Consider the following 12942-nt stretch of genomic DNA (forward strand, 5'->3'; position numbering starts at 1 on the left):
CGAATCCTGCACGACCCACCAATGTGGAAAGGCGCCCTAAAGGCGCCTTTTTGCTGTTTCCGATTCGTGCCGGATGAGACAAAATTGTCTGGAACAATTTTGAACAACGTAACGCGTTGTCCCGAAGGGTGAGTCTCAGGATGAGACGAATAGCCTGCTGCAGGTTCGAGTCGAACGACGTGAGACAACGGAGCCGCTTGTGGCGACGGCCCGAAGGGCGAGCGAAGCGAGTAATCCTGCACGACCCACCAAATTCAGAAAAAAGCGCCTTTTGGCGCTTTTTGTTTTTCTGCGCTTCCCCAAAATTATCTCACGACTTTCTGATTGAATTTCGCTATCTTGTTTAGCATATAAAACACCACCAGCGGAAATGGCCCGATTGTTCACGTTTCTGCGATGGTTTGGTTAAGCCAGTAAAACGAGAAGCCATGATGAGCGTAATGTTTGATCCTGAAAGCGCAATTTATCCGTTCCCGCCAAAACCATCACCGCTTAGCGCTGATGAAAAGCAATTTTACCGTGAAAAGATAAAGCGGCTGCTGAAAGAAAAAGAGGCGGTAATGGTGGCGCACTACTACACCGATCCGGAAATCCAGCAGTTAGCGGAAGAGACAGGTGGCTGTATTTCCGACTCTCTGGAAATGGCACGTTTCGGGGCTCGTCATCCGGCGAAAACATTGCTGGTTGCGGGCGTGCGTTTTATGGGCGAAACCGCAAAAATACTCAGCCCGGAAAAAACCATTCTGATGCCGACGCTGAATGCGGAATGCTCGCTCGATTTAGGCTGTCCGATTGATGCTTTTAATGCCTTCTGTGACGCTCACCCGGATCGTACCGTCGTGGTGTACGCTAATACCTCTGCTGCCGTCAAAGCTCGCGCTGACTGGGTTGTCACTTCCAGTATCGCTGTCGAACTGATCGAGCATCTCGACAGCCTTGGCGAAAAAATTATCTGGGCTCCGGATCGTCATCTGGGGCGCTACGTGCAGAAGCAAACGGGCGCAGATGTGCTGTGCTGGCAGGGCGCCTGCATCGTACATGATGAGTTCAGGACGCAGGCGCTGGCACGCATGAAAGCGCTGTACCCGCAGGCGGCGATTCTGGTACATCCGGAATCACCGCAGTCGATTGTTGATATGGCGGATGCCGTAGGCTCAACCAGCCAGCTTATTGCCGCAGCGAAGACGCTCCCGAACCAGCAGCTTATCGTAGCCACCGATCGCGGTATTTTCTACAAGATGCAGCAGGCCGTGCCGGAGAAAGAGTTACTGGAGGCCCCAACGGCTGGAGAAGGGGCGACCTGTCGCAGCTGTGCCCATTGCCCGTGGATGGCGATGAACGGCCTGAAAGCCATTGCCGAAGGGCTGGAGCAGGGCGGGGCGGCGCATGAGATCCACGTTGATGCCGCATTGCGGGAAGGCGCGCTCTCGCCACTCAACCGCATGCTGGATTTTGCGGCTACACTACGTTCTTAACGCTGTCGTTACTTTGCTCAACGGAAGGAGAACAAATGGATTTTTTCAGCACACAAAATATTCTGGTGCATATCCCGATTGGCGCGGGCGGCTATGATCTGTCCTGGATTGAAGCCGTGGGGACGGTTGCAGGGTTGCTCTGTATCTGGCTGGCGAGCCTTGAGAAAATCAGCAACTACGCTTTCGGTCTGCTGAACGTCACGCTGTTTGCCATCATCTTCTTCCAGATCCAGCTGTACGCCAGCCTGCTGCTGCAGCTATTTTTCTTCGCGGCGAATATTTACGGCTGGTACGCCTGGTCGCGGCAAACCAGCCAGCATCAGGCCGAACTGCAAATTCGCTGGCTGCCGCTGCCTAAAGCGCTGGCCTGGCTTGCGGCATGCGTGGTGGCGGTTGGTCTGATGACGGTCTTTATCAATCCGGTATTCGCTTTCCTGACCCGCGTGGCGGTCAGCATCATGCAGTCCGTCGGGCTCAGCGTGACCGTGCCGGAGCTTCAGCCGGATGCCTTCCCCTTCTGGGATTCCTGCATGATGGTGTTGTCGATCGCGGCGATGATCCTGATGACGCGTAAATACGTTGAAAACTGGCTGCTATGGATCATCATCAACGTGATAAGCGTAGTGATTTTCGCGCTTCAGGGCGTGTATGCGATGTCGCTGGAGTATCTGCTGCTGACGTTTATTGCTTTGAACGGCAGCCGGATGTGGATGAACAGCGCCCGTGAGAGAGGTTCACGCGCGCTGTCGTCTTAGTGGTGATGATGGTGGGCGTGTCCGGACTGCGCCTCATTCAGGTGGCATTCCGGCCCGCTGCAGGGCTGGTATTCCATCTGGATGGTGGCATGTGCTATCCGATAGTGGTGTTCAAGATAGTGCTGAATGCGTTCCAGCAGGGCGTCATGATCGTGGGGGGGAATAACGTGAACATGCAGCGTCATCACCGGTTTTTCCCCTACCAGCCAGATATGAACATGGTGCACATCCCGGACTTCCGGGATTTCGCGGCGTAAACCTCGCTTCAGTGCGGCGACATCCAGCGAGCCGGGCGCACCTTCCAGCAGCTCATTCACGCTTTCTTTCAACAACTGCCAGGCGCTGCGTAACACCAGGCACGATACCAGCACGGACAATATTGGATCAATTGGCGTCCAGCCTGTCGTCAGAATCACAATTGCTGCAACAATTGCACCTACTGAGCCTAACAAATCCCCAAGCACGTGTAGCGCCGCGGCGCGCACGTTCAGGTTTTTCTCTTCACTGCCCCGATGCAGGATCCAGAAGGAGAGAATATTGGCGAGCAGTCCAGCGATGGCAATCACCATCATTGTCGCGCCGGCAATCGGCTGCGGGTGACGGAAACGAACAAACGCCTCCCAGACGATTAGCACCGTAATCAGCACCAGCGCAATGGCGTTCACGAAAGCCGCAAGCGTTGTCAGACGCAGCCAGCCAAACGTGTGCCGGGCACTGGGAGGGCGGCGTGCGAAATGAACGGCCAGCAGTGCGAAAAGTAACGCGGCGGCGTCGGTAAGCATATGTCCGGCATCGGCAAGGAGCGCCAGCGATCCGGAAATAAGACCACCCACCACCTCCAGCAGCATAAAGCCTGCCGTGATGATAAACGCCAGCAGCAGGCGATGACCATTGCCGTCATCCTTCGTCTGGCCTGAAGAGTCTAAGTGCGAATGTGCCATATGCAGGTCCCGCTTTTTAGTTAATGCATGACATCATTGCAGATCTTTATCCATCGCGCATAAAAATAAAGGAGAGCTATGCTCTCCTTTATTATGAAGACTAAACAGGTTTACTGGGTTGTACCATCGGTTTTGGTATCGACATCGCTGTTCGTGCCGCTACCGGTCTGAACTTTCTTGTTCATGTCCGGGCATTTACCGTCTTTGCACATCGTGTTTTTGTGAATGTCATCCTTGCTCATGTGTTGGGCATCGCTTGCCGACCCGTTTGGATGCAGCATCGTGCCGTTTGAATCAGTATTCACATTGCTGTTGTCGACTCCGTTAGGAGCCATGTTCTGATGGGCATCGGGCGCTACCTGTCCTGCATCGGCGGAAGAATTCGCCTGTCCATTATTGTCTGAGGCATTGTCGGCGGCCAGCGCCGCGCCGCTCATCATCGAAAGCGTGGCAGTCAGTACGAGTGTAGCCAGTGTCTTGTTTTTCATGAGGATGCTCCTGTTCTGGTCGTTACGTCGGATAACTTCTTCCAACAGTGCATGGCCGTATGCGCGTGGCGCATGATGGTGAAAGATTCCATTATGCTGATTTATGTCAGCCGGGAATCTTGTTAAATATCTTTTTTTTGGTATTTACATTTAAAAAGTGTAGCGACATTCTCACTTCTCGCTACATTCTGGCGTTTTTTTGGGGAATTCCAGGAATTGTCCGGCGCAAGTGTAAAACCCTGTTTACACTTCCTGGCTGACGAGATAGATTGGAAGGATTGCACTCAATCATATAAGTATGGCAACGCTGGAAAGATCATGAATTATCAGAACGACGATTTACGCATCAAAGAGATCAACGAGTTATTACCTCCTGTCGCGCTCCTTGAAAAATTCCCCGCCACTGAAAATGCCGCAAATACGGTTTCTCATGCCCGCAAAGCGATCCATCAGATCCTCAAAGGTCATGACGATCGCCTGCTGGTGGTGATTGGTCCTTGCTCAATTCACGATCCGGTCGCGGCGAAAGAGTATGCGAGCCGTCTGTTGATGCTTCGTGAAGCGCTGCAGGGTGAGCTGGAAATCGTTATGCGCGTCTATTTTGAAAAACCGCGGACCACGGTGGGCTGGAAAGGGCTGATCAACGATCCACACATGGATAACAGCTTCCAGATTAACGACGGCCTGCGTATCGCACGTAAGCTGCTGCTGGAAATCAACGACAGCGGCTTGCCGGCGGCGGGCGAATTCCTCGACATGATCACCCCGCAGTACATGGCGGATCTGATGAGCTGGGGCGCGATTGGTGCACGTACCACTGAATCTCAGGTTCACCGTGAGCTGGCCTCGGGCCTTTCCTGCCCGGTAGGTTTCAAAAATGGGACCGACGGCACCATCAAAGTGGCTATTGACGCCATCAACGCCGCAGGCGCGCCTCACTGCTTCCTGTCCGTCACCAAATGGGGTCATTCCGCTATCGTTAACACCAGCGGCAATGGTGACTGCCATATCATCCTGCGCGGCGGCAAAGAGCCGAATTACAGTGCGCATCACGTGGCGATGGTGAAAGAAGGGCTGCATAAAGCGGGCCTGCCATCTCAGGTGATGATCGACTTCAGCCATGCCAACTCCAGCAAGCAGTTCAAAAAGCAGATGGACGTTGCAACCGATGTTTGTGGCCAGATTGCCAACGGCGAAAAAGCGATTGTCGGCGTGATGATTGAGAGCCACCTGGTGGAAGGTAACCAGAATCTGGAAAGCGGTGAACCGCTGACCTACGGCAAGAGCATTACCGATGCCTGCATCGGCTGGGACGACACCGAAGCCGTTCTGCGCCAGCTGGCGAATGCGGTTAAGGCGCGTCGCGGGTAATTTTTCATAATTTACTGAAACCGGCCCCGTGCCGGTTTTTTTGTATCTGTGGGCGGGGTGCGTTTATTCATTAAGGATATAGGCGTAGAATCAATAAGTTAATTTAACCCTCATGCTGAACGTGATGCCCATGCTTAAACCTAATTTATATAAAGGCCAGCCGCTCCCTCTGTCCCAATTGACTCCTGACGAGTTCGAGGATTTTGTTTACGTCGCCATGGGAGAGTTGGGCAGTAAAAAAGGTTTTACTCTTGAGGCGGGAAGACAAAAATCGACTGACGGTGGTTTTGATTGCACGGCAAGAAATACTAAAACGCAGGGGGTTATTTGCATTCAGTGCAAACGCTATGCGACGGCGCTCGGCACGGACACGCTGGCCGATGAAGTGGTCAAAATTGCGCTAAACGGTGTTTTACAAGGGGATACTCCTGAGCAGCATCTTATCGTCACGACGGGCGATGTCGCAAAAACGACCAGAGTGCTGCTGCGACAGACCGATTTTATCGACCTGAAGAAAAAATGTCAGGAGGTGCTCGGCAAAGCGTATGCGACGCAGCGAAAAGGTCTGGAAGCACTGAATTTAGATCCGGTAAATGTGGTTCATCACTATATCGACACGGCAAAAATCATCGTCTGGTCCGCGCTTGATTTTGACAATGAGTTGACGCTGGTCTGGCCATCAATTACCCCAGTGCTGGATAAGTATTTTTCTGTTGATGTGGTGGTACGTGAATACCCACGTGCCAATTTTGATATCCACCGCTATCGTGCCGGTATTAGAAATACGCCATGTCGTTATACCGAGTTATTGTTAAGTCAAAGCCAGGCACCGGAGAATATTCTGGTGGAGAACCCCGCTTATCGCGATGACGCAAGCCTGAAGTTTTCTTACTCAGACTTTATTAACCCGTCCTCAAATGCCTTTGCCGCACCGGGTAAGACGCTGATAGTTTGCCCCGGCGGAGGCGGTAAAACGGCGTTACAGCATTATATTCGCTTCCATTTGATCGAAGAGGGAAGTGACGTTGTGCCGGTACTTATCCCACTGAATACCTACAGTCGTGGTGGGTTGAATAAGATGATCGAGTCCAGCCTGGGCATTAGCTGGGGAAGCTGGCAGTCGCTGCCTTCGCGTTTCATCTTTTTATTTGATGGACTGGATGAATTACAGGAGTCGGAAGTTAACGCCTTCATCAATGAATTACAGGCTATTTCTGTGGATTACCCTTGCCTGATAACGGTAAGAGATACCGGGCTGCGGATACCCGTCTATATTGACGGCATCAGCGCTATCTTGCGTATTGAACCCTTAACCTATCGACAGATAGTCAATATTGCTCGCTTGAACCTCCCGGTAAAGATGCAAAGCACATTTAATGATGAACTCAGAACCCTCATCCAGCTGCCTCAGGCCGCTTTCTTACGTTCCCCTTTTGGGTTAACCAAAGCGCTCGAATTCTTTCAAAAACATTCCGCTTTGCCCAAGGCATTCGCGGGGATGTTAAGCACCATTGTCGGGGATAAAATTACCCGGAGCCGGAGCAGAGTGACATCTGCCGATACTCTCCTGAATAAGTTGGATGATTTCACCATTGTGCGGGCGATGTCAGCGATCGTCTACGAGATACGGGTTGGGTTTGGCGCTTACGCGCTTGCGCAGGATAAACTGAATGAACTTGCGCAAAGGGTTAATCAGGCGCTAAGTGGTGAGAAGCTTCTCTTTTCATTTCAATCCATTGGTGTATTTAGCGACTTTATCACTAAGTTTGAACTGCTTAAAAAAGAAAAAGAGAGCTTTATCTTCACTGAGCACAACATTTTGCTGGATTATCTCCTGGCGATGGGGCTAACGAAAAGCTGGCGTGAAGTGGACAGCCATACCTTCAAAAGTATAGGTCGGGATGCGTGTTTTTTTGTGGGTGAGCAACTTTCCCCCGCTGACGTTCCGGAATTTCTGAACACCATACTGAAACAGGACGCAATCTGTGGTGCGGAGATTGCGAAAGCCCGTGGCGGGGACGGGATTGCAACGGCGGAAGACTGGTTGCTCGAACAAGAGCAAAGCGTGGAGATTCTGACGCGGAGCGCGGCAATTGTGGCTCTGGGCGTGTTGGGCACAGGCAGGGCTTACGCGCGCCTGCGGTCGAGTGAAGGGTTGTGCGATCACCATCATGGCGGACAGCGGCTGGCGGCACTGGCGTGCTCCGGTGATGTCGCTTTGCTTCAGCATTCGTACAACGACTCTTCCGCCATGTTGCAGGCGGTGACAAAAATATCTGGAGGCGAATATCAGAATTGGTGGCGTGGACCAGCTGCCGTTATTACTGATATTGCCAGGGAGAGGCTGGCAACGTGGAAAAAGGACGCACAAGTATTTACCTGCCTTGCATCGGACACCTTAGGGATTTATGGCGATGAATCCGACATACCTATACTCGAAGAGGTTGTCGCCGCAACGGAGTCTCTGAAAGATATGAGCTCCGCGCTGTATGCAATCCAAAAAATCGACCCCGTCAGGTTGAAGGGGGCGTTATATCAGGCGCTGAAACAGCAGAAAAAATATCAGTTCTATATCAAAAAGGCCCTGTTTGAAATGGGGGAAGAGGTTGATTTTGAAGATGAGCTAAATGACCTCATTGGCTTAGTGAATGATGACAGAGTCTTTGACCGTTTAAATTATAGCTATCTCGAAAGCACGGTAAACCTTTTGAAACTGTGGCCGGGCATGCTCGTTCATGAGCAGCGTCTGCTCGATGCATGGGAACAGGGCAAGCAGCCTGCTGATTTTATAATCTATAGCTATCTGTGGAGTATTGCCAGCGCCCATCAATTTGCCTTATTCGCTGAAGCAGCCCTTGATATTGTTAAACATGACGACATGGATGCGATGATGTATGCCCTTTCTTTTTTCCGGTCATCACCGCTCGACACGCTTAATCTCTATTTTGCTGAATTCGCGGCCTGCTATGAACGAAATATTGTTCCGGGACATAATTTATCTGGCGTTGAGGCCGAACTAATTCGTCTGATTGAGAAATGTGACGATCGCGAATTGATGCTCGAGTGGCTCAACCGTTTCCTTGCGACGTCTTTTCCAACTGAAAATCAAACTAAGTTCAGTGAAGACATTTTTAGCTATGCTATGTCATTAGGCATGATGATTGAGATGATTTCTCGTTATGCGAGCTCTCTGGATGAAGGGATTATCAATAAAATAATCTTGCTGAATTGCCAAACATTTACCGAAATCGACACTCATCAACGCAAGATGGTGGATGCGCTTTCAGATGACCGGGCAACGGCACTGCTGGAGCGGGCTATTGCCAGTCAGTCAGAGCAAATCATCAATAATTTTCTGGCGAAATTGCTGGACGCAAAAGCGCATTTGTTGACCAAAGATTTAACCATAGGTCTTATCCCCTCGCTGATCAGCCATCAAACATGGCATGACACCCTGTTATCGCTGCTGGCGTTGAAATGGGATGACGACGTGGCCGAGGCATTTCTTCATAACATTGTCACTGCACACTGGCATCCAACAGTGGCGCAACTCTTTGAAAGCAGAGCCGGAGAATACGCTCAACTGCTGCGTCCTGACCAACTGAATAATTATCTTGATGCAGGGGATAAGATTGCCAATCCGTGTATACAGCGGGTTTTCAGGCTGTGGATTGAACTCGCCAGAAATGAAAGGCCCTCTCCGTAGAGAGGGCGGTTTTCTTACTTCGCTTTACCCTGGTTCGCGACCGCAGCGGCTTTCGCGGCGATCTCATCCGCGTTGCCCAGATAGTAGTGCTTGATTGGCTTGAAGTTTTCGTCGAACTCATACACCAGCGGCACGCCGGTCGGGATGTTCAGCTCAAGAATCTCATCTTCACCCATGTTGTCCAGGAATTTGACCAGGGCACGCAGGGAGTTACCGTGCGCGGCGATAATCACGCGCTCGCCGCTTTTAATGCGCGGCAGAATGGTTTCGTTCCAGTATGGCACTACGCGATCGATGGTCAGCGCCAGGCTTTCGGTGACCGGCAGCTCTTTATCGGTCAGCTTCGCGTAGCGCGGATCGTGGCCCGGGTAACGTTCATCGTCTTTAGTCAGCTCAGGTGGCGTCACGGCAAAACCACGACGCCACTGCTTAACCTGCTCGTCGCCGTACTTTTCAGCAGTTTCTGCTTTGTTGAGACCCTGCAGCGCACCGTAGTGGCGCTCGTTCAGCTTCCAGGACTTCTCAACCGGCAGCCAGGCCTGATCCAGTTCATCCAGCACGTTCCACAAGGTGTGAATGGCGCGTTTCAGCACAGAGGTATAAGCAAAATCAAAGCTGAAGCCTTCATCCTTCAGCAGTTTCCCTGCCGCTTTCGCTTCGCCAACGCCTTTTTCAGACAGATCAACATCATACCAACCGGTGAAGCGGTTTTCATTATTCCACTGGCTCTCGCCGTGGCGAACAAGCACAAGCTTAGTAACAGCCATACTGTGACTCCTGAACTAGATTGAATGATAACAATTCTCATTATATTGCCGCCTCGTTACGGTCGGCAACGCTTATCCTTAACCATAGCGAAAATAGCGGCGCAGTGTAAGCAGCATGTGAACCGGCCGTTATGTTTTTGCAGGTAAGTGGCGCGACTTTCAGCAATCTGGCGAAAAAAAGCCCTCAGTGAAGAGGGCTGGAGATTACAACGAGGTGAACTGGTATTCGGTGACGCTGATGTACTCTTCACCGGGCCGCAGTACGCAGTCCGGCTGAGGCCACTCCGGATGGTTCGGGCTGTCGGGCAGATATTCGCTTTCCAGCGCCAGGCCTTGCCAGTCGGCATAAGGTTCGGTTTCTCGCGATGGCGTGCCGCCCAGATAGTTGCCGGAATAGAACTGTAGAGCCGGAGCCGTGGTGTACACCTGCAACTGAAGCTTCTCGTCGGATGACCACACCGCCGCAGCTACCCGGGAAGGATCTCCCTGAGCCGAAAGCAGGAAGCCGTGATCGTAACCCTTCACTTTGCGCTGATCGTCATCGCTCAGAAACTCGCGGGCGATCGTCTTCGGCTGACGGAAATCAAAACTGGTATTGTCAACGGCTTTCAGGCCTGAACGCGGGATACCCATCTCATCCACGGGCAGATACGCTTCTGCTGCAATCTGCAGCTTGTGTTGACGAACATCGCTCTGCCCGCCGTCGAGATTGAAATAGACGTGGTTAGTCATATTTACCGGGCAGGCTTTATCGACGGTCGCCCGATATTCAATGGCGATGCGGTTATCATCCGTCAGACGGTAGTGAGCGGTGGCGCTGAGATTTCCCGGGAAGCCCTGATCGCCATCGGCAGATTCCAGCCCGAAGAGCACCGAATTGTCATTCTGATTCACGACCTGCCAGCGACGTTTATCAAAGCCCTCTGGCCCGCCGTGGAGCTGATTAGGGCCCTGGCTCGGCTTGAGCGTATATGTCACACCCTCAAGCGTAAAGCGGCTGTCGGCGATCCGGTTTGCGTAACGCCCTACGGATGCGCCGAGAAATGCCGCCTGTTGCGGATAGTATTCCGGGCTGGCGCAGCCGAGGAGTGCCTCGCGCACACTGCCGTCTTTCATTGGAATACGGGCAGACAGCAGCGTTGCGCCCCAGTCCATCAGCGTCACTACCATCCCTGCGCCGTTGCGCAGGGTCAGCAGACGGAACGGCAGGCCGTCGGGGGCAAGAGTTGGCGTTTCAGTCAGCACTGGCCCGCTCCTTGAGATGCTTTACAGACGTAGAAGGTTTCTTTAATGCCGGTTTTCGCCTGATACTGCGCGGCAACGGCTTCTTTCACCGTTGGCACCAGCTCTTCCGGTACCAGAGCCACGATACAGCCGCCGAAGCCGCCGCCGGTCATGCGCACACCGCCTTTGTCACCGATAGTCGCTTTCACAATCTCAACCAGCGTATCGATTTGCGGTACGGTGATTTCGAAATCATCACGCATGGAAGCGTGAGATTCTGCCATCAGCTCACCCATGCGTTTCAGGTCGCCTTTTTCCAGCGCGGAAGCGGCCTCTACGGTACGGGCATTTTCAGTCAGCACATGGCGCACGCGTTTGGCTACAACCGGGTCAAGTTCATGGGCTACAGCATTGAATTTTTCCAGTGATACGTCGCGCAGGGCTGGCTGCTGGAAGAAACGCGCGCCTGTTTCACACTGTTCGCGGCGAGTGTTGTACTCGCTGCCGACCAGCGTGCGCTTAAAGTTGCTGTTAATGATGATCACCGCCGCGCCTTTCGGCATGGAAACGGCTTTGGTGCCGAGCGAGCGGCAGTCCAGCAGCAGCGCATGATCTTTCTTGCCCAGCGCGGAAATCAGCTGATCCATAATGCCGCAGTTACAGCCGACAAACTGGTTCTCCGCCTCCTGACCGTTCAGCGCAATCTGCGCGCCATCGAGCGGCAGATGATACAGCTGCTGGAACACGGTTCCGACAGCAACCTCCAGCGAGGCCGAGGAGCTCAGCCCTGCGCCCTGCGGCACATCGCCGCTGATCACCATATCCACGCCGCCAAAATTGCGGTCGCGTTTTTGCAGATGTTTTACCACGCCGCGCACATAGTTAGACCACTGCTGGGTATCGTGGCTGACGATAGGGGCATCCAGTGAGAATTCATCCGTCTGGTTTTCATAATCGGCGGCAATGACGCGTACCGTGCGATCGTTACGCGGTGAACAGCTGATGACCGTCTGGTAATCAATGGCGCAGGGCAGCACAAAACCGTCGTTATAGTCGGTGTGCTCGCCAATCAGGTTGACGCGGCCTGGTGCCTGAATAACGTGGGTGGCAGGGTAGCCAAATTTTTCAGCAAACAGGGACAGGGTTTTCTCTTTCAGACTCATTATTTTTAGACTCCTGATTCGCGATAGTGGACATCACTGACGGCGCGCAGGCGTTCGGCGGCCTGTTCGGCCGTCAAATCGCGCTGGGTTTCAGCCAGCATTTCGTAACCGACCATAAATTTGCGCACGGTGGCCGAGCGTAGCAGCGGCGGATAGAAATGGGCGTGCAGCTGCCAGTGCGTATTATCTTCGCCATTAAACGGCGCGCCGTGCCAGCCCATGGAGTAGGGGAAGGAGCACTGGAACAGGTTGTCGTAGCGGCTGGTCAGTTTTTTCAGCGCCAGCGCCAGATCGGAACGCTGGGCGTCGGTTAAATCGGTGAGGCGAAGAACGTGGACTTTCGGCAGCAGCAGCGTTTCGAAAGGCCATGCGGCCCAGTAAGGCACGACGGCCAGCCAGTGCTCGGTTTCCACCACGGTCCGGCTGCCGTCAGCCAGCTCGCGCTGCGCGTAATCCACCAGCATCGGTGAGCCCTGCTCAGCGTAATAGGCTTTTTGCAGGCGATCTTCCCGCTCAACTTCGTTTGGCAGGAAGCTGTTCGCCCAGACCTGGCCGTGCGGGTGCGGGTTGGAGCAGCCCATTGCCGCACCTTTATTCTCAAATACCTGCACCCATGGGTATAGTTTGCCCAACTCTGCGGTCTGCTGTTGCCAGGTTTGCACAACGTCTTCCAGAGCCTGAAGGTTCAGTTCCGGCAGCGTTTTGCTGTGATCCGGCGAGAAGCAGATAACCCGGCTGGTACCGCGCGCGCTTTCGCAACGCAGCAGAGGATCGTCACTCTGCGGTGCGTCCGGCGTGTCGGTCATCAGCGCAGCAAAGTCGTTGGTGAAGACAAACGTGCCGGTGTACTGCGGATTTTTATCTCCGGTGACGCGGGTATTACCCGGACACAGGAAGCAGTCCGGATCGTGTACCGGCAGCGTCTGCTGGGCGGGCGTTTCCTGCGCCCCCTGCCAGGGGCGCTTGGCGCGATGCGGTGACACCAGAATCCACTGCCCGGTAAGCGGATTAAAGCGGCGGTGTGGGTGATCGACAGGGTTAAAATGTGTCAT

Annotated in this window: 10 protein-coding genes and 1 other RNA gene; 5 read left to right on the forward strand and 6 right to left on the reverse strand. The window is 53.3% G+C overall.

Going from position 1 to position 12942, the window contains the following annotated elements; all coding sequences use genetic code 11:
- Positions 1-116: 116 nt before the first annotated feature.
- The 3 genes from RTU33_RS10350 (at position 117) to pnuC (ending at position 2230) form a co-directional block, all read left to right on the forward strand.
- Positions 117-251, forward strand: a non-coding RNA gene (locus RTU33_RS10350) — RtT sRNA.
- A gap of 180 nt (positions 252-431) precedes the next feature.
- Positions 432-1475, forward strand: coding sequence for a quinolinate synthase NadA (gene nadA / locus RTU33_RS10355; RefSeq protein ID WP_312627307.1), 1044 nt, complete (start codon positions 432-434; stop codon positions 1473-1475).
- 35 nt (positions 1476-1510) lie between these two features.
- Positions 1511-2230 carry a nicotinamide riboside transporter PnuC gene (gene pnuC, locus RTU33_RS10360; protein ID WP_312627143.1) on the forward strand — a complete coding sequence of 240 codons (720 nt, stop codon included), beginning with the start codon at positions 1511-1513 and terminating at the stop codon, positions 2228-2230.
- On the opposite strand, the gene zitB is transcribed toward pnuC, so the two are convergent.
- Both zitB and RTU33_RS10370 read right to left on the reverse strand, forming a co-directional pair.
- Positions 2227-3171, reverse strand: a complete 945-nt coding sequence (gene zitB, locus RTU33_RS10365) for a CDF family zinc transporter ZitB (protein WP_312627145.1) — start codon at positions 3169-3171, stop codon at positions 2227-2229. The two genes, pnuC and zitB, sit on opposite strands and share 4 nt — an antisense overlap.
- A 110-nt stretch (positions 3172-3281) precedes the next feature.
- Positions 3282-3659, reverse strand: a complete 378-nt coding sequence (locus RTU33_RS10370; RefSeq protein ID WP_312627147.1) for a YbgS-like family protein — start codon at positions 3657-3659, stop codon at positions 3282-3284.
- Between the two features lie 318 nt (positions 3660-3977).
- Between RTU33_RS10370 and aroG the strand changes: the two genes are divergently transcribed.
- Positions 3978-5030 carry a 3-deoxy-7-phosphoheptulonate synthase AroG gene (gene aroG / locus RTU33_RS10375; RefSeq protein ID WP_312627149.1) on the forward strand — a complete coding sequence of 351 codons (1053 nt, stop codon included), beginning with the start codon at positions 3978-3980 and terminating at the stop codon, positions 5028-5030.
- Positions 5031-5160: 130 nt separating this feature from the next.
- Positions 5161-8736, forward strand: coding sequence for a restriction endonuclease (locus RTU33_RS10380; protein WP_312627150.1), 3576 nt, complete (start codon positions 5161-5163; stop codon positions 8734-8736).
- Between the two features lie 14 nt (positions 8737-8750).
- Here RTU33_RS10380 and gpmA read toward each other — a convergent pair whose 3' ends face one another.
- The 4 genes from gpmA to galT form a co-directional block, all read right to left on the reverse strand.
- A complete protein-coding gene (gene gpmA, locus RTU33_RS10385) occupies positions 8751-9503 on the reverse strand; it encodes a 2,3-diphosphoglycerate-dependent phosphoglycerate mutase (protein WP_312627151.1) in 753 nt (250 codons plus the stop codon).
- A 204-nt stretch (positions 9504-9707) separates the two neighbouring features.
- Complete coding sequence (galM, locus tag RTU33_RS10390; RefSeq protein ID WP_312627152.1) at positions 9708-10748, reverse strand: galactose-1-epimerase; 1041 nt, start codon at positions 10746-10748, stop codon at positions 9708-9710.
- Complete coding sequence (galK, locus tag RTU33_RS10395) at positions 10742-11890, reverse strand: galactokinase (RefSeq protein WP_312627153.1); 1149 nt, start codon at positions 11888-11890, stop codon at positions 10742-10744. Before galK ends, galM begins: the two co-directional genes overlap by 7 nt.
- 5 nt (positions 11891-11895) lie before the next feature.
- On the reverse strand, positions 11896-12942 hold the full coding sequence (gene galT / locus RTU33_RS10400) for a galactose-1-phosphate uridylyltransferase (RefSeq protein WP_312627154.1): 1047 nt from the start codon (positions 12940-12942) through the stop codon (positions 11896-11898).

It is taken from the genome of Scandinavium sp., from assembly GCF_032012665.1.
GTDB lineage: Bacteria > Pseudomonadota > Gammaproteobacteria > Enterobacterales > Enterobacteriaceae > Scandinavium.